The sequence below is a fragment of the Arthrobacter sp. TJ-254 genome, from assembly GCF_058269175.1.
In genome coordinates this window covers 694110-716481 of the sequence record NZ_JBZCNF010000002.1, presented here as the reverse complement: position 1 = coordinate 716481, position 22372 = coordinate 694110, and the positions used below count along the sequence as shown (strand labels likewise).

Genomic DNA, 22372 nt, shown 5'->3' with positions numbered 1-22372 from the left:
GCATCGGCTCCCGGGGCACCGGCGCCGCCGGTGCCCATGCTAGCCCCCGTCGAACCGCCGGGAATAGAGCCGGAGCCCGACATCGACGAGTTCGACCCGGTGCAGGCCCGAGATTTCGTCCCGCTCGAACCACGCTGCCTCGTCGGTGGACCCGAGGGTTTCATGCGCGAGGTTCCCGGAGACGACGCGTGCGGAGTAGATGATGCGCAGGGCGTGCAGCGGAAGGGGGCTGCCGCTGAGTCGGCGCTCGGGCGGAACGAAGAAGCTGTCAACCCCCAGCAGGTCCCCGAGCTGGGCGTCGTAGCCGGTCTCCTCGCGGATTTCGCGCACCGCGGCGGCCGGTGCGTCTTCACCGAATTCGAGCCCTCCCCCCGGCAGGGTCCACCCCGATGCTCCGTTTTCGTTCCAGTGCGCAAGCAGGATGCGGCTTCCCTCAACGATGACTCCGTAGGCACCCACGCGCACGTCCCAGGCCGGCGGGTGCACCTGCAGGTTCGGTTCGTTCATGCGAAGAGTCTAAAGCGGCGTTCCTCCACCGGCGGGGGATCCTGCGGAGCGCGGGCGGGACCGACGGAGGAAATCGACGCCCATCACCGGGTCCTGGGTCAGGAACACAACCTCTAAGACGCCGCGCGCCGCAAGTGCCGCCCGGATGGCCTGCTGCAGCGGCGGCTGATGGACGGCGAGCCCGCCTCCGATGACCACCGGTCCGGGGATCCCGATCACGGAGACGATGTCACCGACCAGGCCGGCAATCGCTGCGGCCGCCTCGTCGATCAGGCGTCGCGCGTCGTCGTCGCCTGCCTCGGCCGCGGCGAACACCAGCGGCGACTGGGAGGCCCAGTGCCGCCGCCCCAGTTCGGAGTGGAACAGCCCAATGAGTTCGGTCGGCGAGGCCACGGAGTTGGCAGCGATGACGCGGCGTCCGAGCTCGCCCTGCTCAAGGGCCAGGTTGAAGCGGTGGAGGGTGTGCCGGATGGCCTCGCGGGCCAGCCAGTAGCCGCTGCCCTCGTCCCCGAGGAGGTAGCCCCAGCCCCCGGATCTTGCTTCGCGTCCGTCGGCGGTGACCCCCCAGGCGGCCGATCCGGTACCGGCGATCACCGCGATGCCCGCGGCGGCCCCGCCTGCGGCAAGGATGAGCCGGGTGTCGTGGACGACGTCGATGGCCGCCCCGGGCGCAAAGGGCGCGATGAGCCCGCGCAGCCGTGCCGCGTCGTCCTCGGTGTCGATGCCCCCGGACCCGGCGATGACCGCGGCGATCCGGCTCCCGCCCAGGTCGGCGAAGAGCTGCCGGAGGTTTTCCGCTGCCTCGGCGGCGCTGACGTTCTGGACGTTCGCGCTGCCGGCCTTCGCCTCGGCCGCTACGGAGCCTCCGCGCCAGAGGACCCCGTGGGTCTTGGATCCTCCAATGTCCAGTCCAACGGTCTCGGGGGCGGCGGAGTGCTGCTCTTCGGGATGCATACGCTCCAGCGTACAAACATTCCGGCAGCGGCGGGCTTCGCCGCCGCCGCAGGAGTGGGTAGGTGCCGGTGTCAGGGTGCCGGTTCTGAAAGAGGTGCCCTGAAAGCGGTGCCCGGAATCAGCGCCTCGGCCGCAGGCCCACCAGCGACAGGCCGGCGAGGATGGCGCATGCGCCGCCGACGACGACGGCGAACCCCGTCACGGCGGCGTCCAGGCCCCAGAGCGCGGCGGCGGCGCCGAGTCCGAGCACGGGTACTGCGCTGCCGAGGTACGTGATCACGTACAGGGTGCTGATGATCTGGGCGTGTCGTGCCGCTTCGACCTGAAGGGAGACCCGGTTGAACACGACGCGGAACGCCATGCCCTGGCCGAGGCCCGCCGCAACGCAGCACCCGATGAGCAGCGGGAGGCTTCCGTGGGCGCCGGCGACCGGCAGCAGGCCCACTCCTGCAGCCATTGCGGCAAGGCCGGCGGGTACGACGAACCGGCCGCGGAGGAAGAGCAGCTGGCTGACCGCCGACGAGCCGAGCACCAGGGCGGCAAGGGCGCCGATCACGGGACGGGCATCGGTTCCCGCGAGGGACGCGATCCAGGTGGGAGCCAGGCTCAGGGTGAACCCGAAAACGCTGAAACTGAGGAAACCCACGGCTGAAGCCAGCCAGAAGGACCTGCGGGCCGCACGCGAGACGGTGGGCCGCCGGGGCCGAAGGGCCTTCAGCGGACGCGCGGCGGCCGCCGGCTGGATGGCGGGGCGCGCGCGCAGGACCAGGAGCGGCACCAGGAGCACGGCCAACACCGCGGTGAAGACGAGGAACGGGGTCCGGGTCGGGTTCGGCAGGAGGGACAGCACACCGCCGATCACCGGACCGGCCGCCACGCCGCCGGCCGAAGCGAGCAGCGTGAACCGGGAAGCCCAATCGGGGCGGTGCGGCAGCAGGTCCCGCAGCGCCGCCGAACTGGCACCCGTGGCAAGGGCCACCGCCGCTCCCTGCAGGGAACGGCCCACGATCAGCTCCGTCAGGGACGATGCACCGGCGAAGACAGCGGTTCCGAGCAGCCCGACCAGGACTGCGAGCACCAGGGCCGCCCTCCGCCCGATGTGGTCCGACCAGTGGCCCACCAGCAGCAGACCCGCCACCAGGGTGAGCACGTAGGCGGAGAAGGCAACGGTGATGTCGAAGGCGGAAAGCCCAAGATTCGCCGAGATCAGCGGGTACAGCGGAGTGGCGAGGTTGGCGCCGACCAGGAGGGTGGAGATCGTGACAACGGCCAGCACGAGCCGCATGCTCAGGGACGCGTCCCAGCTCCACCGCCCGGCCGTGGCCGGACGCATGCGCAGCTCACTCAGAACACTCAACGCATACCTTCCTTGTTCAATACCAGCTTGTTCCATTCGGGCGGCGCCCGGGCGGCCCGGGCGGACGGGCGCGCGGGGAAGCAGGATCACCTCTAGAATGGATCAGATTGAGTGTTTCGAAACATTGTTGCGGTCCAACTTGAGCGAATTCGTCAAGACGCCGCACTACAGCTGACAGGGAGTGAGCTTTTTGAGCAAACTTGATGACCTCGACGTCCGGCTCCTCCTTGAACTCGTCCGCGATCCGCGCGCGCACATCAGCGATCTCAGCGAGCAGCTCGGGATTGCCCGCAACACCGCGCAGAGCCGCATCCGGCGCCTGATGCGGGCCGGGGTCCTCCGGGACAACGGCCGGGAAATCGACCTCGAGGCGCTGGGCTACGACGTGGTGGCATTCGTGACGATCGAGGTTTCCCACAGGGAGCTCGACGGCGTGATCGCGGCCCTGCGCAAACTCAGCCAGGTGCTTGAGGTCCACGAAATTTCGGGCCGTGGGGACATCTGGTGCAGGATCGCTGCCTCGGACACGCACCACCTGCAGTCGGGGCTGCGTTCGATCCTGCGCATCAAGGGGGTGATCCGCACCGAGACCGTGCTCGCCCTCCACGAGCACATTCCCTACCGCACCGAGCCGCTGCTCTCGAAGTTGTCGGAGTCAACGCAGGACAGGTAGGGCACCGCCGTGCGGCGTCGGCCGGCGCCGCCATGACAAGCCGGAGCGTTCCAACGAATAATGAAGCAATGACACTGCCTGCCGTTGACACCATCGTGAGCTATCCCTCCGGGGCCCTGGTCTCCTCCTCCACCGTCCTGCACGTTGAACAGCTGCCCGATGGAACCGCGGCTGTGCTGCTCGATTCCACAGCATGCCACCCCGTGGATGCGGCATGGCCGGACCAGGGTCCCGACCGCGCGGTCCTTGAGCACGGCGGCGGGGAAGAACCGATCCTCGACTGCGTGGTCGGCGGCACCGACGGTGAGCGGCTTTACCTCGGCTCCGAACTCCCCGTGCGCAAGGGCGCCCAGGGGTGGGCCTTCGTCGCCGCCCACATCGTTGACGGCGCGCGGGCCCCGCGCGAGGGCGAAGGCGTGGTGGTGCGCGTTGACGGCGGACACCGCACGGCAGTCTCGGCCGGCCACACGGCCTGCCACCTTGCGTCCCTGGCCCTCAACGGCGCCCTCGCGGACCGCTGGAAGAAGGAGACGCCCGGAGACGCCCTCGGGTCCCCGAACTTCGACGCGATGGCCATCGACCGGTCATTGATCGGCGAGTACGGATCCGTTGACACCTACCGCCTGGGCCGCTCGCTGCGGCGCAAAGGCTTTATCACCGAGGATTTCGATCCCGCGGTGCTCCAGCAGGCAGTCAACCTCGCCCTGTCCGGGTGGGTGGCCTCCGGCGCCGCGATCCGCATCGAGCGGGAGGGGGAGGCGCTGACGGACCGGCGGTACTGGCAGTGCGCGCTCCCCCAGGGCACGGTCAGCATCCCCTGCGGCGGCACGCACGCCGATTCCCTCGGGGCCTTCGAGTCGGTGCACGTTGAGCTGACGCTCAGCGACGACGCCGGAACGCCCGTGCTGCGGATGGAAACCAAGGCGGTGCCTGCCCGCTAGCGGGGCCCGGGGCCTGGGGAGCCTGCCGCGCCAGCGCCGGGCACGCCCGGTTGCCTCAGGCGCTGCGCAGGAGCCGCTGCGCCGACCCGGCAAGCGTCTCGGCAGCTGCCAGCCGCTGCAGGGCATCCGTCCTCCACGGGACAGCGGAGGCCGCACCCGTCGCGCGGCGTTTCGCCCCGGCCACGAGGGTCAACGCGACCCCCGCTGCCCGCGCCCGCAGCGCCGCGGGATCGACGTGCTCCTCGAACGCGGCGGTGAACCGCTCCGCCGCCGCGGGGACATGGATGTATCCGGGGTCCAGCGAGGGAAGCACGAGCAGGTGTCCCAGGAAACACCCCAGGTCGTCAACGAGGTGCCCCGGCCCCACGGCGTCGACATCCAGCAGACCCGAGACAGCGCCACCGGATACCAGGAGGTTGGCCTCGTAGAAGTCACCGTGGGAAGGCACGAGGGGCCCCGCCGGCGTTGCCTTGACGAGGGAGTCGATCGAGTCCGCGAGGGATCGAATCTTTTCGGCGTGATCGGGCAGCACCGCGGCGGCGCCGTCGCCGTACGCGCGGATACGCGCCGACCACGGCCGCCGCTCGGGCAGCTCGAGCGCGGCGCGGGGGAAGGAAGCGAGCAGCCGCACCAGCGAGTGCGGGTCGAGATCCTGGGCACCATCGGACATCAGGAGCTCCGCGAGGGGACGCCCCTCGGCGGGATACATCGCAAGGACGTCCGGTGCGGGAACCTCGATGAGGCGTGGCGCCGGGACTCCTTCCCCGCGGAGCAGGTGGTGCCGAACGCGGGCCGCTTCCCCGTGCCCGCGCCGGAACACCTTCAGGTAGCGGCGCTCCCCGGCCAGCTCGGCAATGAGCACCGCGCGCCGCAGCGGCCGGTAACCGGCGGTCCTCAGGCGTGCCGTGCCGGCGCCCGGGTTCGCGGGGAACAGGGTCCGCGTTGCAGCCTCGGGGTCGCATGCCCAGGCCAGTCCGGGCAGCAGGGGGTCGTGCGGGTGCGCCCACACCGACAGCACGCCCAGGTGCCGGTCGCGGAAGGTCAGCACTCCGCGGGCATCAGGGGGCAGCCGTGCGGTCGTCACGCAGAGGTAGCGGGGCGGCGTCCCGGTTCCGGAGAGCACCCGGTCACCTTTCACGGAGTAGATGCCGGTGACGCCGGCTCCGGGCCGGTGGTGGATGGCGGCAAGCGTCCAGGTGGTGAGGCTGCCGCCGCCAAGGGCCTTCAGCGCCGGCCGGAGGGTTTCTTCAACATGCGGGGATTCGAGCCGGATGAGCTGGAACTGCTCGCGCTGTGCCGGGGAACCGGGCGGACGCCGATTCCGGCCTGTTGGCATGGCCGGTCCTTCAGCGGTACGGCAGGTCGGGGCGGGGCGGTCCGGGCGGCACCGCAGGTTCAGGCACGGCGCCTCTGCAGGACGGCATCGAGGTTGATCTTCGCCGCGGCAGGGGCTTCCGGCGCGGTCTCGCGGATCGTTGCCTTCACCGTGACGGCGTTCTTGATGGGGGTCCTGTCGGTGGGCTTCGGTTCGGCGGGAAGCTCAAGGGGCGCAGGGGCCGTCCGCTCGGCCTTCGGCGCCTCGACGTAGGTGGGAAGGGGAACCTTGACGGGTTCCCACTCCCTCTGAGGTCCATGGGTGAACGAACCGGTCCCTCCGGTGTCACTGCCGCTTGCCGCGGGGCCGGACGCTGCGGCGACGGCCAGGGCCGCCGCTTTCAGGCCCGCTGCCGTGAGCACTGTTTCAGGCGCCGTGGCCTCCCCTGCCGGAGCGTCGGCGGGGCCGGCCTGCTCGGCGTCGAATACCGGCGCTGACCGGCCGGGCAAAGGAGCGGCCGCCCGGGCCGCGGCCACGGCCGTCGAGCCGTTCACGGTGAAGGCGGAGGCTGACTCCGCGGCAGGCGAGGACATCGCTGCGGCGAAGGCCCGGTTGACCCGCGTCCTACGGTCGCGCACGGCAAGGGAACGCAGCACCGCGATCGACGCGAAGGCGGTAAGCGCTCCGGCAACCGGCCACCATCCGGGCACGAGGGAGATGGCCGAGAGAACAAGGGCCACGAGCGCGCCAAGGAGCGCGGCGGCGCCGACCAGGGCGACAGCGAGCCGGCCGTAGCGCACCTTCAGCGGTGCAGCGGCGCCGCGCGGCGTCGAAGCGGTCCGGCTGGCTGGCTTGCTTCCGTGGTGGCCGCTGGCCGTGTTGTCCATTGTGCTCCCCTGGGGCTGAGGGTCCCCGGTTGTCGAGGGTACGGGTGTGGTGGAGGGCGCGGAGGTCCGGGCTCCCTTTTTCAGGAAATACGGAGCAACCCAGAGCAGCCAGAGACCGACAATTACCGCCAGTACCACCGAGCTGTTCAGAGAGAAGTCCACTCATCAAACGGTAGGAGAAGGGCGGGTTCCTGCCCCGCATTCCCGGCGGTGTGTCGGCGCCGGGCTCACCAATTTCCCGGGCTCAGCCTGAAGCACCGCGGCGGGCGAGCCACGGTTCAAGCAGCCCGTCCGGAACCTCGTCCGCGGTGAGGGCGAAACTGCGGTGGTCGGCCCAGTGCCCATTGATGTGAAGGTAGCTCCGGCGGAGCCCCTCGTCGCGGAACCCGAGCTTTTCCACGACGCGCAGGCTTGGCGCGTTTTCCGGCCGGATATTGATCTCCATGCGGTGCAGCCCGAGGTCCCAGAAGCAGAAATCGGTGGCAAGGGCCACGGCGGTCGGCGCCAGCCCGTGACCGGCGCGCCGGGAGTCGACCCAGTACCCGAGCGTGGCACTCATCGCGGATCCCCAGATGATGCTCGAGACGGTCAGCTGCCCCACCAGAGCCGGCCGCGCCCCGGGCGCCGGCGGCTCGGTCAGCACGAACGGCAGCGCCGTGCCCGCGCGGGCCTGCCGGTTGAGCAGGCGCACCATTTCATGGAACGACGGCAGGTAACCCCCGGGTTCGGGATTCGAGGCCTCCCACGGCGCCAGCCATTCGCTGTTGCGCCGCCGGACCGCCGTCCACTCGCTCTTGTCCCGGTGCCGGATGGGGCGGAGCGTGAGCCTGCCGCTGCTCAGGGTTACCGGCCACCCGCGTCCTGCCATCACTGACGCGCTAGTCCGTCATTCCGTCGCTGAATTCCTTCATCCACGCCCGCAGGTCGGGGCCGAGGTCGTCGCGCTCCGAGGCGAGGGTCATGACGGCCTTGAGGTAGCTGAGCTTGTCGCCGGTGTCGTACCGGCGTCCGCGGAACACAACCCCGTACACGCCCGATCCTTCACCCTCGGCGGCGGCTAGCGTCTGGAGGGCGTCGGTGAGCTGGATTTCCCCGCCCCGGCCCGGCCCAGTCGATTCGAGCACCTCGAAAACGCGTGGGTGCAGCACATACCGGCCGATGACCGCGAGGTTGGACGGCGCCTCGTCCGGCGAGGGCTTCTCCACGAGCTGGTTGACCCGCACATAGCCTTCACCCTCGATTTCGGTGATGTCCGCCGAACCGTAGGAGCTGATCTGTTCGCGCTCGACTTCGATCAGGGCGATGACCGATCCACCGGTCTTCGCCTGGGTTTCGATCATGGTTTCGAGCAGCGGGTCACGTTCGTCGATGAGGTCGTCACCGAGCAGGACCGCGAAGGGTTCGTTGCCGACGTGCTGCTTCGCCCGCAGCACCGCATGCCCCAGGCCCTTGGGGTCTCCCTGGCGCAGGTAGTGGATGTCGCACAGCTCCGAGGGCAAGCGCACTGCCGCAAGCTTTTCGAACTCGCCCTTGTCCTCAAGGGTCTGCTCAATGAACGGGACCCGGTCGAAATGGTCTTCGAGAGCGCGCTTGTTGCGCCCGGTGATCATCAGGACGTCGGTGAGGCCTGCATCGACCGCCTCCTGGACGACGTACTGGATGGCGGGCTTGTCGACCACCGGCAGCATTTCCTTGGGCATGGCCTTGGTTGCCGGCAGGAACCGGGTGCCGAGACCGGCGGCTGGAATAACGGCCTTGTTCACTTTGGGTCGCGAAGTCATGCATCCACACTACAGAAGAGGCAAGTTAAGTCATTAGCTCCGTGCACAATGGAGAAATGGAACCCCAAGGGCCGGTGCCCTCAAAGCAGGCTGCGCGGTCCTTCTTCAGGGCGCAGCGCGGCAGCCTTGGCGCCGCGGAACGCGAACAGGCAGCATCGCGCATCACGGAGTCAGTCCTCGGGCGCCTCGCCGAAGTCCTTCCGGCGGACCGAATGGCTCCGGAAGGCACCGCCGCGCAGCGGGAATCCCCGATGATCGCCGCCTACCTGAGCGTTCCGCCCGAACCGTCGACACGGGAACTGCTCGGTGCATTGTCCGCCCGCGGCTACACCGTGGTCGTGCCGGTGTGCGAGCCCGAATACCAGCTGAGCTGGGCGGAGTGGACTCCCGGCGTCGAACTGGCGCGCTCACCCAGGGCTCCCGTGCTCGAGCCGGTGGGCCCCCGCCGGCGCCTGCCGGAACTACCCGGCCTGCGATTCGTGCTCGCCCCGGCCCAGGCCCTTGATGCGGCGGGCAACCGGCTGGGCCAGGGCGGCGGCTACTACGACCGCTTCCTCGCCGACCTCGCCTCCCTCCGCCCGGACGTCCCGGTGGCGGGCATTGTGTATTCCCAGGAGCTCGTACCGCCGGGGAGTTTTGCCGTTGGCGAACTGGACGTGGCGCTGCCTGCGGCATTCACCCCGGCCGGGTACCACGAGCTCGGGACGCCTCCGGATCCGGTGTAGACTTAGCACTCAGCGCCTTAGAGTGCTAATCTGCCGCCCACTGGGCCGGCGCACCACCGACGGTTTGTTCAGGAGAATTCCTTATGCCTACATACGCATACGCCTGCAAAGATTGCGGCCACGCCTTCGACATCCAGCAGTCCTTTTCCGATGACTCGCTCACCGTGTGTCCTGCATGTTCCGGAGTGCTCCGCAAGAAGTTCAACAGTGTAGGCGTTGTGTTCAAGGGCTCCGGTTTCTACCGCAACGATTCACGGGACTCCAAGAGTTCGGTTGAGCCCGTTGGAAAGCCTGCCGCAGCGGCCGACGCCGGAGCAGGCAAGACCGATGGCGCGAAGGACAAGCAGGGGGCTGCCTCCGCCCCTGCGGCAGGTCAGGCCAAGCCGGCGAAGTCACCCGCCGCCCGCGCGGCCGCCGGGTCGGGTTCGAGCTCCTCATCACCGGCCAGCACGGGCCGCGCCGCCTCCTAGCACCGGGAAACACCAGCCGTTTTCCCCCCAGCACGCTGTCCGCACAGCCCGTCCCCTCCCCGGGGCCGTTGCTCACGCAGGGTGGCGGATCGCACGGCACTGCCGCTCATGCAGCGCCGTTGTTCAGACAGCGCTGTTATTCACATAGCGCCGTTCGGCCTCTTGCCGCGCTGCCCTTGGACTAGCCTCGGTCCATGGTCCCAGCCCCCCGCCCGCACGGCCCTGCGCGTCCCCTGGGCCTGCGCCGGATGCTGCTGCGCCATCGGAGGATGCTCGCGGCGCTGCTTGTGTGCGCCGCTGTCGGAGTGGGCATTGAATCGCTCGCGCCGCGGACCGTTGCGGCCGCACCGGTCGTTGCGGCGGCCGAGGACCTGCCGGTTGGCACAGTGCTCACAAAATCCCACCTGACGGTGCGCCGCCTGCCCAGGGATGCGGTGCCGCAAACGGCGCTCGTCGACACCGCCGCAGCGGAGGGCAAGCGGCTTGCCACTCCCCTTCGCGCCGGCGACGTGCTCGCCGAAACGTTCCTTGTGGGACCGGGCCTTTTGGCCGGCGCTCCGCCCGGAAGCGTTGCGGTGCCGGTCCGTCCGGCCGATCCGGCGACGGTGCAGTTGCTGGCGCCAGGCATGCGGGTTGACGTGGTGCTCAGCAGCGACCCCGGCTACGAAGGCAGCGCCGAAACCCGCGTTCTCGCGTCGGGACTTCCGGTGCTGTGGACCTCGGCGGCCGAGTCAGGCGGCGGGTGGCCGGGCGCACCGGCGGAGACGGGCCTTGTAGTTCTCGCGGCGCGGCCCGGCGAGGCCGCCGCACTTGCCGGGTCCTCGGGCGGCGGCCGGGTGCATCTGATCCTGACGGGCCGCTGACCGGCGGCCCGTCAGCGGACTACCCCCAGTGCGGAGGGCGTTGCTCCTTCAGCCACTCATCGCTGTTCTCCTCGGAATCCCCCCATGAGCGGGGATCGTCCTCGGCGGCGGTCTTCGGCAGGGCGGCGCCCCGGCCCGCAGTGGCCGCGTCCTTGTCGGGTTGCGCGTCCCTGGCGGGGACCGATTCGTTCTTCCGCATCCGTACGGCGTCCTTTCGCGTCCGGGGTTGATCACGCGGCTCGGGCTCAACCAGTCCAAGGTGGCTTGCCGCCCGTTCCGCGCAGCCTTCAGGGTCGGTGAAGACCTCGATCGTCCACAGCGGCATGTACCGCCAGCCCAGGCGCTCAAGCTGCTGGGGGCGGAGCCTGCTGCGCTCCCTGACCGTCCGCGCGCCATACCGGGCGGTGCCGTCGGACTCGATCGCCAGCGGTGCGACCGCCTCGTCGGCTCCTGCGAAGGGCCGGGCGGCTGCGATGTCGAGCACGCCGTCGTAGTGGTCCCAGACCTCCGCCCCCCGGGAGCGGAGCCGGTCCACGAGGTCGGCCACCAGCGGGTCGGCGTTCGCGGCGGGGCGTTCCCCGGCCCGCACCGGAACCGCGCCGCCCAGTTCGCGGGTGAGCAGTTCGTAGAAGTCCGCCGCTCCGGCGGTGAGGCGCTCGGCGTCGAGGTCGGCGGGGTTGAAGCAGGACAGCACGTGGATCCGGCGCCGCGCCCGCGTCATCGCCAGGACGAACTTCCTGCGGCCTTCCGGCCCGGAGAGCGGCCCGAAGTTATGGAGTGCACGCCCATGCGGTGTGCGCCCGAACCCGAGGGAGAAGATGACGTCGTCGCGGACCAGTCCGGTGGCGCGTTCGACCGGAACCACCCTGAAGGATTCGCGTCCCGGGGTGAAAAAGTCGTTGGCCCACGGGAAGTTCGCCATCTGGAGCCGGATTGCCTCCCCAACCCGCGCCGCGTGCCTCGCGGTGGTCGTGACGACAGCGAGGGAGTAGCTCGGGCGGCGACGAATGTGCTCGAAGACGAGGTCCACGACACGGTTGACCTCCGCCGAGACGCTCTCCACGCCCTCGGAGTCGGAGGTGGGCATGCCGGTGCCGTCGGGCAGGTATTCAACAATCAGCCCGCGCTCCGCGCCGGAGACCTCCGAAGCCTCGGGCAGCCGCGCGAGGCGTCCGCCGTAGAAGGAGGTGCTCAGGTATTCGCCAAGCGACCGGTCCACGCCCCGGTACACCTCGGTGAGGGTGCGCTCCGGAAGCACGTCCCGCAGCGCCGAGTAGGCGCTGAGCAGCGGCTCCGCCTCGGCGCGGGCCCGGTCCGGGCCCTGGATTTCAATGCTGAATCCGGTGGGCGCGGCAACCCGCTCGTCACCGAACACCGCGGTCTGGCGGGCCCTGGCCAGGGCCGGGACCGCGCTCTGCAGGGAAACGGATTCACCGTCAAGCAGCAGTACGGCATCGAACTTGGTGCCGCGGGGAAGAATCATCGGCGCCATCAGCGGGCTCACTGCCCATACCGGGAGCAGCGCCGTGACCAGGTCGGGGTGCAGCGCGCTGAAAGTGGCAAGTGTGAGCGTGTTTTCGCGAAGGTGGGTGCGCAGCTGCTCGGAATCGGCGGGATGTTCGGCGATCGCTGTGCGCCACCGCTCGGCGAGGGCCCAGCGGAGCCGGGCGGCGCCGGAGGAGACGTGCGCGGTGTCGGCAAGCCGGTACTCGGCTTCAAGGCGGCGCAGGCTGTTGCCGTCGGACATGGCCAGGTAATCGTCGCCGCTGATCATTGCCTCAAGCGCCGACTGCCACCACGCAAGTTCGAGTTCGGCACCGACATGGTCGGCTTCGACTTCGCGGCGGGCGAGGTCGTCGAGCAGTTCCCCGAGCCCGTGCTCGCGCATCTCATCGAGAAGCAGTGTCCGCTCCGGAAGCGTCTCGAGCGTCTCCCTGTCCGCGGCAAGGGCGGCAAGGCGCTGTTCCAGGTCGTCAAGCTCGCACCCGGGAAGATCGGGGCTGCCCTGCGTCGTCCGGAGGATAGCCGTCAGTTCTTCAAGGCGCGCCTCGACGCCCCTGTAGAAGCTGTCGATCTCGGCAAGACCGGTGGGAACGGAGGGGTGGCGCTCGGTGGTCGCGTACCGCGTCCAGAGGGTCCGCTGTTCCTGGACCTCGACCAGCGAGGTGTGGAGATCCGAGATGTGGACCCCGGGACGCACGTATTCCTTGGCGACGCGGCGCAGCCGCGAACGGGTCATCGAGCTCATCTCGATGGCCCGCTCCTTGCGCCATGCCGACGGCGCGGTCGCGGAGATGAGGTCGGTGACCGGGCGGTCGAAGATGTCGGGGGTGAACTTGTCGAGGCTGGCCCGCACGGCCACGAGCAGTTCGAGCTGCTCGCCCCACTCGCGGAACGTCCTGCCGAGGGTGATGTGCGAGTGCTCGGCGACCCGCAGCACCTTTCCGCGCAGCACGGGGATGTCGCGCGCAAGGTCAACGGCCAGGGCGTGGGCGTGTTCGGTTTCCTTGCGGTTCAGGAGCTGCGCCCCGTACCAGGGGCTCTGCGTCGCCGCCTGGCTGAAGCTGCCCAGGGCGGCGGCCCGCCGCAGCCTGCCGGTGAGCTCGGTGCGGTCGGGGATGCTGTCGAGCACGCTGCGCTTCAGGCGAACCGTGGTCGAGGGCGCCGGCTCGAGGGCGGTGAGCCCGGCCAGCGACTGCATCGCCTGGTAGGGCGAGCACCCCCACCGGCTGCGGACATTGTGAAGGGAGCGCACGTGCTCAAGCAGCGTGTGCCGGTGCCCGGTCAGGGTGCGGTGAAGGCTTTCAAGCACCGGCCGCGAGGCCTTCTCGTTGCGGACGATTGCACGGATCACGCTGTCCTTGAGCTGCTCCGCGCTCACCTGGCCGTTCAGCTGAAGTACGAGCGAGCCCAGGTCGAGGGCCTCGAGGTCCTGTACGAACTCGTTGAGGGTGCCCCGCCGCTCCGCGGCGATGAGCACGCTCTTGCCCTGGTGTGCGAGCAGCGCAGTGGCGTTGAGGGCGGTCTGGGTCTGACCGGTGCCCGGCGGTGTCGCCACGGCGAGGGAGTGCCCGCCGCCGAGGAGGTCGAGGACCTCCTGCTGGGCGGAGTCGGCGTCGAGCACCAGCAGTTCGTCCTGCGGGTTGCGCTCGTCGATGGCCGGAAAGTCGGTTTCCGGTTCCTGGACCTGGTAGCTGCCGCTGCGGGCAGCCGACATCAGGGCCGACAGCACGGGGTGGTCAGGGCGGACCGCCTCGTCCTCGGCGATGTCCGCGAGGTCCGCGAACGTCGAGACGAGAATGCGGTGTTCGACGGAGATGCCGCGAACGCCCTCGCTGAGGTGCCGCAGGCGGTCAAGCACGGGGTGCGGGTCGAACCGCGCGGTGCCGTAGGCGAGCCGGGCGAGGGCGGCCGGGTCGATGGTGATGCCCTGGATCTGGCGGAAGTGGCGCACGAGGGCGGGGTTGATCCGGGCCTGCTCGGTCAGCTGGAGGTCGTAGTCGTCCTGCGAGGCGTGGACGGTGAGGGACATCCCCGTCAGCAGCACCGGAGCGTTGAGGGTTTCGGACCGCCCGGAATCGTCGACGGTGCGCCAGGACGCCGTTCCGGCCGCGAGGTGTCCGACGTCGATGCCGCGCTCGGTGCCCAGTTCGAAGATCTTCGCGCGCAGCGCCCGGGCCGCCGCCTTCGCGGCGTTGTACTGCACGGGGTCGCGCAGCAGGGTGGAGAGCCGGGTGCGGCGTCCGGCGAGCAGCTGCGCCAGACCCGAGGGGTGGGCGTGGGTCAGATCGATGCTCGTCCCGGCCGACGGGCGGAAATGCAGCAGCGTATCGCCGGTGGCCTGGGGACCAAGCGAGCTCAGCCAGGGCAGAAGGAAATCCTCAGCCGAGTCCCCGGGGTCCTGCTCTGGCACGACTGTCCTCTTCCCTGCATCATCACGAACTGATCTTGACCAGATTGGCATGTCTTCCAAGCTATCCGACGGAGAGCGCAGCCTGCCGCATAGCAACGCGGCAACCGCGAACTCGCCCCATCGGCGCGCCCCCGCGGGACGCGCCTATTCCCACTCGATGGTTCCCGGCGGCTTGCTCGTGACGTCGAGCACCACCCGGTTCACCCCGTCCACTTCGTTGGTGATCCGGTTGGAGATCCGGGCCAGTAGATCGTACGGCAGCCGGGACCAGTCGGCGGTCATCGCGTCTTCGCTGGAGACCGGGCGCAGGACGATCGGGTGGCCGTAGGTGCGCCCGTCACCTTGGACACCGACGCTGCGGACATCAGCGAGCAGAACCACCGGCATCTGCCACACCTCGTTGTCGAGGCCTGCGGCGGTGAGCTCGGCGCGGGCGATGGCGTCGGCCCGGCGCAGCAGCTCGAGGCGCTCGGCGGTGATGTCGCCGACGATCCGGATCCCCAGTCCGGGGCCGGGGAAGGGCTGGCGCCCGACGATCTCCGCCGGGAGTCCAAGCTGCGCGCCCACGGCGCGCACCTCGTCCTTGAAGAGTTCCCGCAGGGGCTCGACGAGTTCGAACTGCAGGTCCTCGGGGAGCCCGCCGACGTTGTGGTGGCTCTTGATGTTCGCCGCGCCCTCGCCGCCGCCGGACTCGACGACGTCGGGGTAGAGGGTGCCCTGGACCAGGAACCGGATCTTCTCCCCGTGTGCCTCGGCTTCGGCGATGATTGCCCGTTCGGCCTCCTCGAAGGCGCGGATGAATTCCCTGCCGATGATCTTTCGCTTGGTTTCCGGATCGGAGACCCCGGCCAGGGCGCTGAGGAAGCGTTCCTGCTCGTTGGCGACGTAGAGCCGCACACCCGTCGCCGCAACGAAGTCGCGTTCGACCTGTTCGGCCTCGCCCTCGCGCAGCAGGCCGTGGTCGACGAAGACGCAGGTGAGCTGGTCACCGACGGCCCGCTGGACGAGGGCTGCGGCGACGGCGGAGTCGACGCCGCCGGAGAGCCCGCAGATGACGCGGGCGTCGCCGACCTGGGCGCGGATGCGCTCGATCTGCTCCTCGACGATGTCACCGGTGGACCAGTTGCGGCGCAGGCGCGCACCCTGGAACAGGAAGTTTTCGAGCACCTGCTGACCGTGCTGGGAGTGCTTCACCTCGGGGTGCCACTGCACTCCGTAGAGGCCCTTTTTCTCGTGGGCGAAGGCGGCGACGGGGGCGCCGGCGGTCCGGGCAAGCACTTCGAAGCCGTCGGGGGCTTCTTGCACGCTGTCGCCGTGGCTCATCCAGGCGTTCTGGTGCTGGGGCGTGCCGGTGAGGATTGAACGCGTCTCGCCTTCGGCTGCGACATCGGTGGACCCGTATTCGCGCAGGCCCGTCTTGGCGACGGTCCCGCCGAGGGCGGCGGCCATGGCCTGGAATCCATAGCAGATGCCCAGCACGGGAACGCCCGCTTCGAACAGGTCGGCCTGCACCTGTGGGGCGTCGTCGGCGTAGACGCTTGAGGGGCCTCCGGAGAGGATGATCGCCACCGGGTTCTTGGCGAGGATCTGCTCGGTGCTGAGCGTGTGGGGGACGATTTCGGAGTAGACGTCAGCTTCACGCACGCGGCGGGCGATCAACTGTGCGTACTGCGCACCGTAGTCAACGACGAGAACCGGGCGGTGGTCGGTGCTGGGGGTGGGGGTAGTCACGACTCAACAATAGTCGTGGTGGGCCCCCCGCCGCACATCCGGAGGCACCCTCTCCGCGGCGTGATCAGCGCTGCGTCGCCGCTTCGGGGTGCTCCGCGAGGTCCGCCTCGGCCTCGCGGTGGACACGGCGCTCAACCACGAAGGAGAGCAGCGGCACAACGCCCCCAAGCGCGATGAGCAGGAACCGGCTGAAGGGCCACCGCAGGAACTGCCAGAGCCTGAAGTCGGCGATCAGGTAGACGACATAGAGCCAGCCGTGAACGATCAGCACTGCCTTCGACAGGTTGACCCCGCCGGAGGCATCGGCTTCGGCTTCAGGGAGGAACTGGATTCCGGAGCCCGCCCCGGCCACGATTTCCGCGCCCATGCCGTATTTGGCGACCATCTCCACCACAACGAGCAGCAGCATCACACCGGTCGCGTAGGCCATCGCCTTGTAGAAGCTCAAGGCGGAGCGGATCTGGGCATGGGTCCCGCCGAACCGGCGGCGGGGGGTTGTCTTCTGGGGCGTCTGTGCGTCACTCACGTGTCGTCGCTTCCGTCGGTGAACTGGTCTCGGTAGTGGTCTCGGCGCTTGCCCCCGTGCCGGCGACCGGGCCCCCAGCGGGGTCTCCGTCGCCGGAGCCGAGCCGGGCGTCTTCGGCTGCTTCAAGGGCCCGCCTGTGGTCATCGGCCACGAGGCGCCACCACAGGAAGAAGGCGAAGCCTGCGAAGACCGCCCATTCGATGGCGTAGAAGATGTTCAGCCAGTTCACCGGCGCCTGGGCCGGCTGCGGCTTCACCACCACGCGTTCAAGCGGGGGTTCGACAGCCGCAGGGGCTCCGTCGATCACGGTGGCTGTGGGTACGACGAACGCCGCGTACGACGCACGGTCCCAAAGGTTCGTCAACTCGGCTGTGGAAAGCGTGGGCACCTGGCCGTCGGGTGCGCGCTCCGCCATCGGCGCCTCCGGCGGCAGCAGCCGGCCAGTGATTACTGCCGCGCCGGTGTACTCGGGCACGTCCTGCGCCGCGGCGGCGTCTGGAACCCATCCCAGGACGACCGGGATCACCGCAGCGTCCTCGCCCTTGGGCTGGCTGGGCTCGGCGTCCGCCGGCTCCCCCACGGCAAAAGCAGAAACCACCCACAGGCCGGTCCGTCCATCCTGTATCCGCTCCTGCACGAGGACCCGGGTTCCGGGAACGAAGGTCCCCTCCGCGGATACAAGCGCGTCGGCCTGGGCGGCAGTGAGCTGCATGCCCTGTTCCAGCACTGCGGTGAGCGCCCTCACGGGCTCGGCCGAATTCGGCGCGGCGGGCGCCGGCTGCTGGGAGGAGGAAAACTGCCATTGGCTGAGAAGCACGAAGACGGCGGCAAGCGCCATCGCGAGGATCAACGTCACGATCCAGCGGGGCTTGAGCGCAGTCTTCAGCACCCCTTAAAGGTACTTCGCACTCTTGTAGAACAACTAATGGCAGCACATCTGCGCGGCCGGGCAGGCAATCCGTCCCGCCGGCGGGGTCCCTGCGGACCCGTGCGGAGCGCGCATCAGTCGATCACTTTGAGGTCACGCTGCCGGGCGGCGTGTCACAGATTGGGAACAGCGGTTGTTTCGGGCGCCGGCGCTGCCTAGCGTAGTGGTTCGACCGGTCCGGGGCTGCTGCCGGTTTCGAAGGCAGTAGTTATGGCATTCGACAGGTGTAAATACTCGCTACGGCGGCCCCGCCGGCCGGGAGGCATTTGATGACAACTGTTTCGTCCTTCAGTCTCTGCGACGCTCTTGCCCGTGCCGTGCGGGAGGTCCGCCCTGCGGCGGCAACCTCGAGTCCCGACGAGCTGGCCCGGCGCCTTGACGACCTCATGCGCCTGTATTGGGGGCCGGACCACGGGGTGACGCACGGGGAACTGCTCTCGACCGCCGCGGATATCCGGGCGGACGTCCTCAAGAGCCGCTCGGCGGGCACCGCCTCCCGGAGTAGCTGATCCGCCACGGCTCACAGCAGCGACGCCAGGCCCAGCCCCGCCGCGGCGGCGCCGACGCCGCCGAGGATCGTCCCCACCCCGGTGAGCAGCGCGGTGGCGTGCCTGCCCGCGCGGAGGAGCGCAACAGTTTCAAGGCTTGCTGTGCTGAAGGTGGTATAGCCGCCAAGGAAGCCGGTGCCTGCAACGAGCACCGTGGCCGGAGCGATGGCGGAAGCGGCCGCGAGACCCGTCAGGAACCCCAGCAGCAGGCAGCCGCTGAGGTTCACCACGATGGTGGCCAGCGGAACCTGCAGCGGAAACCTGCTGCTGATCAGCAGGCTGAGGCCGTACCGGGCGGCGGCCCCGAGGCCGCCGGCGACGGCGAGCGCGGCAAGGGTGCCGATCATTGGCGCTCCTCCCGGTCCGTCGGCTCTGCGTTGCGGGCCCCGGATTGGGGGTGCGGTTCGGCTTTCGGCCCGCTGAAGCGTGTCGCTGCAAGGATTCCAGCGGCGCTCGCGAGTAGTCCGAGGCAGAGCGTTGCCGCGAGGTAGGCGCCGGCTTCACCCGTCCGTCCCGCCTCGAGCAGGGCGAGCGACTCCCCCGCGAGCCCGCTGTAGGTGGTGAATGCGCCGAGGAACCCGGTACCGGCGAGGAGTCGGAGCGCCCGCGGCCCGCGGTCGTCGGGTCCCGTGCGGCTGAGGGCTTCGAGCAGCCAGCCAAGCAGGAACGCCCCGCTCAGGTTGATCAGGAAGGTGGGGACCGGGAGCCCCCCGGGCGACGGAAGCACCATTCCAAGCCCGTACCGCGCAAGGGTGCCAAGGGCGCCGCCGGCAATGACGAGCGGCAGGGCGGGGATGGGGCGGCTTCGCGGAGGGCTTGCGGAGCCGGTCATGGGTGGTCCGCCTTCCGCTGGATCGGTGAATTCTCCGGAGGGGCGGCAGGCCGGGCCTGCTGCGGCTCCGGCGGACTCCAGCATCACCGCCCACAGAATACCGTCCTGACCGGTCGCCCGCGAGCGAAGCCTGCGGCGGCGGATGCCTGCCGCCGTCTAGGATAACCGGGTGAGCATTGAAGCAGTTGTCGTCTGTGCCGGCGCGGCAGCCGGAGTCATCGCCCTCGCCCTGGTGCTTCCCCGCGTACGCCCGCGGCGCCGGCGGCCGGCACCACCCGCGCCGCAGGGAACGCGCACCGCAGGGCGCGTGGTCGAAGTCCGGCCGCAGACCCACTTCGACCGCGACCGGAACAATATCCGCGTCCCTGTCCGCGTTGAGTATGTCGACCCCCGAACCGGACAGCAGAGTTCCGCGGTGTACACCCTTGACCGGTACACCGCCAATATCCCCGCTGTGATCGCCCGGCCGGTCGGGGTCACCGGTTATGGAAGCCGCGGCTCCCGGCACGAGGGCCAGCGGCCGGGCGGCACCGGCGTTGTTGACGCCCAGCTCGCCCACGAGGCGGACAGCGAGGGCTTCCACGCACTCCTTGAGCCCATCGATGTTGACGTGTTCGTCAGCGGCGCGGCGGCCGGTTCCCGGGTCCGTATCGTTTTCCGCCCCTGAGCGGCGGGAGTACTGCCCCCGGCCCGGATGGGGCCGGGCGGGGGCAGCTTCCCTAGAGCCGAAGCTCTTCCTGCAGCGGCCAGTTCTGGTCGCTCAGGATGACCTGGGAGCACTGGCCCGTGGCGTTGTTGAGCACAACGGGCGCGAGCAGGTTGACCGTCGTGCCGGGGCCGTTCCCGGCGTCCGGACGGGGACGGGCAACCACCAGCACCTGCGCCTCCTCTTCGGAGAGCACGCCGATCTCCTCAAGCATCTCCCCCGACAGGCGCGGAAGGTACTCGGGCAGGTAGACGGAGGAGTCGACAACGAACACCCGCAGCCCCGCATCCCTGGCCGCGGTGAGCGAGTAGAGCCCGTCGGCGCCCTCGATCGTGCGGAGTTCGAAGTCGACGTGCGGTTCGAAGCCCGGCGGAGGTGCGGTGAAGGTAAGGGCGGCGGTCACCGCAGGAAGTCCATCAGCGTGGGGGAAAGCACCTTCGCCGTGACGTTCAGGGCGCCCTGGTAGTTCATGTCCTGGACCTTGAGGTTCATGATCATCTCGGCAAGATCAAGGTCCTCGATTCCGGTCCGCTGCTCCTCGAGGGCGGCAACCTGGTCCTTGTTCATGTCCTCGGCCTTGAGCAGGCGCGCATGGCGGGCGCCGATCTCGGCGTGGCCGGCGGCAACCTTGTTGAACTGTGCCTCGACCGCCGCAAGCCGCGCCGAGGTGTTGGACCCCGCCCTCAGGTCCGCCGCGATGTCGTCGAGCAGTGTGAACACCGAGGCGGCCCCGCTGCCGAAGACGGCCGAACCGTCCGAATCGACGCGGATCGTCTGCCCGTCCGCCACCCGCCGCTCCACCGAACTGCCCGGGGCGCCGGTGTAGGTGGGCGGGCTGCCGGTGAACGCGCCGTCGGCGTCTGAGTTGCCGGCGAAGATGCTGCGTCCCAGGAACCGGGAGTTGGCCTGGCCCAGGAGATCCTCCTTGAGCCCCTCGATCTCGAGGGCGATCGAGTTCCGTGCCGCCGGCGAGAGGGTGTCATTGCCGCCCTGGATGGTGAGCTGCCGCACCCGGGTGAGGATGTTCGTCGTATTCGACAGTGCCGAGTTCAGTGCGGTGAGCCACCCCTTGCCGTTGTCGATGTTGCGGGTGTACTGGCTGGCTGCCTGCTGATCCGCGCCGACGCGGATGGAGTCCGCGGCGGCCATTGGGTCGTCGGACGCACGGCGGATCTTCTTAAGAGTCATTGACTGCTCCTGTGCCTCCGCACGGCGGGCCATGCTGGCCTGGAGGTTGCGCTGGGCCGTGGTGGCCATTGTCTGGTTGGTGACGCGGCTGATCATTTCTGGTTATCTTCCTACGAGTCCGGTCCGGTTGATGAGGACGTCGAGCATTTCGTCGATCGCGGTCATCACCCGTGAGGATGCCTGGTACGCGTGCTGGTAGGTGAGCAGGCTGACGCTTTCCTCATCGATATCGACCGAGGTCTGGGACAGCTGGAGGCTCGAGGCGGAGGCCGCGGCGATCTCCGCAAGGTTGTCGCGCTGGGTGTCGGTGCGGGCCGTGACCGCGAAAGCCGTGACGAATCCAACCCACAGCTTGTCCGGGGAGTCCGCGGAAGCGCCGATCTGCGAGATCGCATCGGCGTTACTTCCGTCGCGGCCGCCCGCGCCGGGCCGGCCCGTGGCTATCCCGCCGGCATCGGTGGGAATGACCTTAAGGCCCTTCGCAGGAGGCAGTGCCGGATCGAAGCTGAAGAAGTCGGTCCCGGTGGCACCGCCCGGGGTTGATCCGGCGCGATGGACCGCATTGACCGAGTCGGCGAGTTTCACGGCGAGGGCGCTGTACGCGGCCGCTGTCTCGGCGATTTCCCCGCCCGCGCCCTTCCCGTTCGGGGATTCAAGGGCCGAGAGCATCCCGCCGATTTTGCCGCCGGCAATGGCGGCGCCTGGCCGGTGCGCCCATTCGAGCTGGACCGGGCTGGCCGCGGCGTCACCCATCCGGTAGGCGCCGGTGACCTTCACGGGCCGGAAGGAATCCCCCGAGACGAGGGCGCTTCCATCGATCAGGACGTCAACGGTGCCGTCGCCCGTGGCGCGGGCCGTGCCTCCGACAAGGGAGGCAATGACGGTGGTCAGCTGGTCCCGCTGGTCGATCAGCTCGTTCGCCGAGCCGCCGGCATTGAGGGTGGATCGGATCTGCGCGTTGAGTTCGGCCACCTGCGCGGCCGCCGTGTTGACTTCATTGCTGAGCAGATCGAGCTGCCCGCGCTCGGCCGCCCACTGCGATTCGACCTGGCCGTAGCTGTGGGCGAGCTTGGCGGCGAGGCCCGCGGCCTGTTCGAGGAGGACACCCGATGGGGCCGGAGCTCCGGGATTGTTCGCCACGTCCTGCCATGCCGTCCAGAATTTCGAAAGCGCCGCCGCGGTGCCGTTCTTCCCGGGCTCCTGGAGGATCTTCTCGAGCCCGTCCAACGCCGCCACGCGGGCGCCGGTGAAGCCAGCCTCGGCGGAGGTTGCCCGGACCCGGGCGTCGAGGAAGACGTCTCCGAGCCTGCGGATTCCATCGACGTTCACGCCCTGTCCGGGCCCTGCCCCCGAGGAGAACATGCCGGTCTGCGCCAGCGGCCCCACCGCCGACGTCGTGACCCGCTGCCTGGTGTATCCGGCGGTGGCGGCGTTCGCGATGTTCTGGCCGGTCACGGCGGTGCCCTGGCGCGCGGCATTCAGCCCGGTCAGTGCTGTGTTCAACGTTCCAAAAGTGCTGCTCACGGT

At 69.5% G+C, this 22372-nt stretch carries 23 protein-coding genes; 7 read left to right on the top strand and 16 right to left on the bottom strand.

What is annotated here, in order from left to right; genetic code table 11:
* Positions 1–39: 39 nt before the first annotated feature.
* From AC4D14_RS08530 to AC4D14_RS08520, 3 genes are all read right to left on the bottom strand, one after another.
* Entirely contained in the window at positions 40–507 is a 468-nt protein-coding gene (locus AC4D14_RS08530; RefSeq protein WP_490901461.1) for an NUDIX hydrolase, read from the bottom strand.
* Positions 508–516: 9 nt separating this feature from the next.
* Positions 517–1461, bottom strand: a complete 945-nt coding sequence (locus AC4D14_RS08525) for an N-acetylglucosamine kinase (RefSeq protein WP_490901459.1) — start codon at positions 1459–1461, stop codon at positions 517–519.
* A 118-nt stretch (positions 1462–1579) separates the two neighbouring features.
* Entirely contained in the window at positions 1580–2818 is a 1239-nt protein-coding gene (locus AC4D14_RS08520) for an MFS transporter (RefSeq protein ID WP_490901458.1), read from the bottom strand.
* 190 nt (positions 2819–3008) lie between these two features.
* Here AC4D14_RS08520 and AC4D14_RS08515 point away from each other — a divergent pair, with 190 nt between their 5' ends.
* Together AC4D14_RS08515 and AC4D14_RS08510 are read left to right on the top strand one after the other, a co-directional pair.
* Complete coding sequence (locus AC4D14_RS08515; RefSeq protein ID WP_490901456.1) at positions 3009–3491, top strand: Lrp/AsnC family transcriptional regulator; 483 nt, start codon at positions 3009–3011, stop codon at positions 3489–3491.
* Between the two features lie 68 nt (positions 3492–3559).
* Positions 3560–4432, top strand: coding sequence for an alanyl-tRNA editing protein (locus AC4D14_RS08510; protein WP_490901454.1), 873 nt, complete (start codon positions 3560–3562; stop codon positions 4430–4432).
* 55 nt (positions 4433–4487) lie between these two features.
* On the opposite strand, the gene AC4D14_RS08505 is transcribed toward AC4D14_RS08510, so the two are convergent.
* From AC4D14_RS08505 to galU, 4 genes are all read right to left on the bottom strand, one after another.
* Positions 4488–5768 carry a phosphotransferase gene (locus AC4D14_RS08505; RefSeq protein WP_490901452.1) on the bottom strand — a complete coding sequence of 427 codons (1281 nt, stop codon included), beginning with the start codon at positions 5766–5768 and terminating at the stop codon, positions 4488–4490.
* Between the two features lie 59 nt (positions 5769–5827).
* Positions 5828–6796 carry a hypothetical protein gene (locus AC4D14_RS08500; RefSeq protein WP_490901450.1) on the bottom strand — a complete coding sequence of 323 codons (969 nt, stop codon included), beginning with the start codon at positions 6794–6796 and terminating at the stop codon, positions 5828–5830.
* A gap of 82 nt (positions 6797–6878) precedes the next feature.
* A complete protein-coding gene (locus AC4D14_RS08495; protein WP_490901448.1) occupies positions 6879–7502 on the bottom strand; it encodes a GNAT family N-acetyltransferase in 624 nt (207 codons plus the stop codon).
* A 10-nt stretch (positions 7503–7512) separates the two neighbouring features.
* Positions 7513–8415: a UTP--glucose-1-phosphate uridylyltransferase GalU gene (gene galU / locus AC4D14_RS08490; protein WP_490901446.1), complete on the bottom strand. Its 903-nt coding sequence runs from the start codon at positions 8413–8415 to the stop codon at positions 7513–7515.
* Positions 8416–8471: 56 nt separating this feature from the next.
* Between galU and AC4D14_RS08485 the strand changes: the two genes are divergently transcribed.
* The 3 genes from AC4D14_RS08485 to cpaB all read left to right on the top strand — a co-directional run bounded on the left by AC4D14_RS08485 (position 8472) and on the right by cpaB (position 10473).
* A complete protein-coding gene (locus AC4D14_RS08485; RefSeq protein ID WP_490901444.1) occupies positions 8472–9140 on the top strand; it encodes a 5-formyltetrahydrofolate cyclo-ligase in 669 nt (222 codons plus the stop codon).
* 83 nt (positions 9141–9223) lie between these two features.
* The gene (locus AC4D14_RS08480; RefSeq protein ID WP_490901442.1) at positions 9224–9610 is read left to right on the top strand and encodes an FmdB family zinc ribbon protein; all 387 of its coding nucleotides are present in this window, start codon (positions 9224–9226) and stop codon (positions 9608–9610) included.
* A 194-nt stretch (positions 9611–9804) separates the two neighbouring features.
* Entirely contained in the window at positions 9805–10473 is a 669-nt protein-coding gene (gene cpaB / locus AC4D14_RS08475; RefSeq protein ID WP_490901441.1) for a Flp pilus assembly protein CpaB, read from the top strand.
* A gap of 19 nt (positions 10474–10492) precedes the next feature.
* Here cpaB and AC4D14_RS08470 read toward each other — a convergent pair whose 3' ends face one another.
* The 4 genes from AC4D14_RS08470 to AC4D14_RS08455 form a co-directional block, all read right to left on the bottom strand.
* On the bottom strand, positions 10493–14437 hold the full coding sequence (locus AC4D14_RS08470; protein WP_490901440.1) for a DUF4011 domain-containing protein: 3945 nt from the start codon (positions 14435–14437) through the stop codon (positions 10493–10495).
* Positions 14438–14530: 93 nt separating this feature from the next.
* Positions 14531–16117: a glutamine-hydrolyzing GMP synthase gene (guaA, locus tag AC4D14_RS08465; RefSeq protein WP_490901438.1), complete on the bottom strand. Its 1587-nt coding sequence runs from the start codon at positions 16115–16117 to the stop codon at positions 14531–14533.
* 64 nt (positions 16118–16181) lie between these two features.
* On the bottom strand, positions 16182–16643 hold the full coding sequence (locus AC4D14_RS08460; RefSeq protein ID WP_490901436.1) for a DUF3817 domain-containing protein: 462 nt from the start codon (positions 16641–16643) through the stop codon (positions 16182–16184).
* Positions 16636–17532, bottom strand: coding sequence for an SURF1 family protein (locus tag AC4D14_RS08455; RefSeq protein WP_490901434.1), 897 nt, complete (start codon positions 17530–17532; stop codon positions 16636–16638). The genes AC4D14_RS08460 and AC4D14_RS08455 overlap by 8 nt, the downstream gene beginning before the upstream one ends.
* Before the next feature lie 308 nt (positions 17533–17840).
* Here AC4D14_RS08455 and AC4D14_RS08450 point away from each other — a divergent pair, with 308 nt between their 5' ends.
* A complete protein-coding gene (locus tag AC4D14_RS08450) occupies positions 17841–18080 on the top strand; it encodes a hypothetical protein (protein WP_490901432.1) in 240 nt (79 codons plus the stop codon).
* 11 nt (positions 18081–18091) lie between these two features.
* Here AC4D14_RS08450 and crcB read toward each other — a convergent pair whose 3' ends face one another.
* Both crcB and AC4D14_RS08440 read right to left on the bottom strand, forming a co-directional pair.
* Positions 18092–18466, bottom strand: a complete 375-nt coding sequence (crcB, locus tag AC4D14_RS08445; RefSeq protein ID WP_490901430.1) for a fluoride efflux transporter CrcB — start codon at positions 18464–18466, stop codon at positions 18092–18094.
* Entirely contained in the window at positions 18463–18951 is a 489-nt protein-coding gene (locus AC4D14_RS08440) for a fluoride efflux transporter FluC (RefSeq protein ID WP_490901428.1), read from the bottom strand. Before AC4D14_RS08440 ends, crcB begins: the two co-directional genes overlap by 4 nt.
* Positions 18952–19120: 169 nt before the next feature.
* Between AC4D14_RS08440 and AC4D14_RS08435 the strand changes: the two genes are divergently transcribed.
* Positions 19121–19618 (top strand): hypothetical protein, encoded by a 498-nt coding sequence (locus AC4D14_RS08435; RefSeq protein ID WP_490901426.1) that lies wholly within the window; start codon positions 19121–19123, stop codon positions 19616–19618.
* Between the two features lie 52 nt (positions 19619–19670).
* Here AC4D14_RS08435 and AC4D14_RS08430 read toward each other — a convergent pair whose 3' ends face one another.
* Genes AC4D14_RS08430 through flgK form a run of 3 tightly spaced genes read right to left on the bottom strand, consistent with a single transcriptional unit; the run spans position 19671 to position 22369 of the window.
* Positions 19671–20060 carry a flagellar assembly protein FliW gene (locus AC4D14_RS08430; protein WP_490901424.1) on the bottom strand — a complete coding sequence of 130 codons (390 nt, stop codon included), beginning with the start codon at positions 20058–20060 and terminating at the stop codon, positions 19671–19673.
* Complete coding sequence (flgL, locus tag AC4D14_RS08425; protein WP_490901423.1) at positions 20057–20941, bottom strand: flagellar hook-associated protein FlgL; 885 nt, start codon at positions 20939–20941, stop codon at positions 20057–20059. The genes AC4D14_RS08430 and flgL overlap by 4 nt, the downstream gene beginning before the upstream one ends.
* Positions 20942–20947: 6 nt before the next feature.
* Positions 20948–22369: a flagellar hook-associated protein FlgK gene (gene flgK, locus AC4D14_RS08420; RefSeq protein WP_490901422.1), complete on the bottom strand. Its 1422-nt coding sequence runs from the start codon at positions 22367–22369 to the stop codon at positions 20948–20950.
* Positions 22370–22372 lie beyond the last annotated feature (3 nt).

What these genes read in the sequence shown, in the direction of transcription:
- AC4D14_RS08530 (WP_490901461.1), bottom strand. Translation starts at nt 507, where the DNA reads ATGAACGAACCGAACCTGCAGGTGCACCCGCCGGCCTGGGACGTGCGC.
- AC4D14_RS08525 (WP_490901459.1), bottom strand. Translation starts at nt 1,461, where the DNA reads ATGCATCCCGAAGAGCAGCACTCCGCCGCCCCCGAGACCGTTGGACTG.
- AC4D14_RS08510 (WP_490901454.1), top strand. Translation starts at nt 3,560, where the DNA reads ATGACACTGCCTGCCGTTGACACCATCGTGAGCTATCCCTCCGGGGCC.
- AC4D14_RS08505 (WP_490901452.1), bottom strand. Translation starts at nt 5,768, where the DNA reads ATGCCAACAGGCCGGAATCGGCGTCCGCCCGGTTCCCCGGCACAGCGC.
- AC4D14_RS08495 (WP_490901448.1), bottom strand. Translation starts at nt 7,502, where the DNA reads ATGGCAGGACGCGGGTGGCCGGTAACCCTGAGCAGCGGCAGGCTCACG.
- galU (WP_490901446.1), bottom strand. Translation starts at nt 8,415, where the DNA reads ATGACTTCGCGACCCAAAGTGAACAAGGCCGTTATTCCAGCCGCCGGT.
- AC4D14_RS08485 (WP_490901444.1), top strand. Translation starts at nt 8,472, where the DNA reads ATGGAACCCCAAGGGCCGGTGCCCTCAAAGCAGGCTGCGCGGTCCTTC.
- AC4D14_RS08480 (WP_490901442.1), top strand. Translation starts at nt 9,224, where the DNA reads ATGCCTACATACGCATACGCCTGCAAAGATTGCGGCCACGCCTTCGAC.
- cpaB (WP_490901441.1), top strand. Translation starts at nt 9,805, where the DNA reads ATGGTCCCAGCCCCCCGCCCGCACGGCCCTGCGCGTCCCCTGGGCCTG.
- AC4D14_RS08470 (WP_490901440.1), bottom strand. Translation starts at nt 14,437, where the DNA reads ATGCCAATCTGGTCAAGATCAGTTCGTGATGATGCAGGGAAGAGGACA.
- AC4D14_RS08450 (WP_490901432.1), top strand. Translation starts at nt 17,841, where the DNA reads ATGACAACTGTTTCGTCCTTCAGTCTCTGCGACGCTCTTGCCCGTGCC.
- crcB (WP_490901430.1), bottom strand. Translation starts at nt 18,466, where the DNA reads ATGATCGGCACCCTTGCCGCGCTCGCCGTCGCCGGCGGCCTCGGGGCC.
- AC4D14_RS08440 (WP_490901428.1), bottom strand. Translation starts at nt 18,951, where the DNA reads ATGACCGGCTCCGCAAGCCCTCCGCGAAGCCGCCCCATCCCCGCCCTG.
- flgL (WP_490901423.1), bottom strand. Translation starts at nt 20,941, where the DNA reads ATGATCAGCCGCGTCACCAACCAGACAATGGCCACCACGGCCCAGCGC.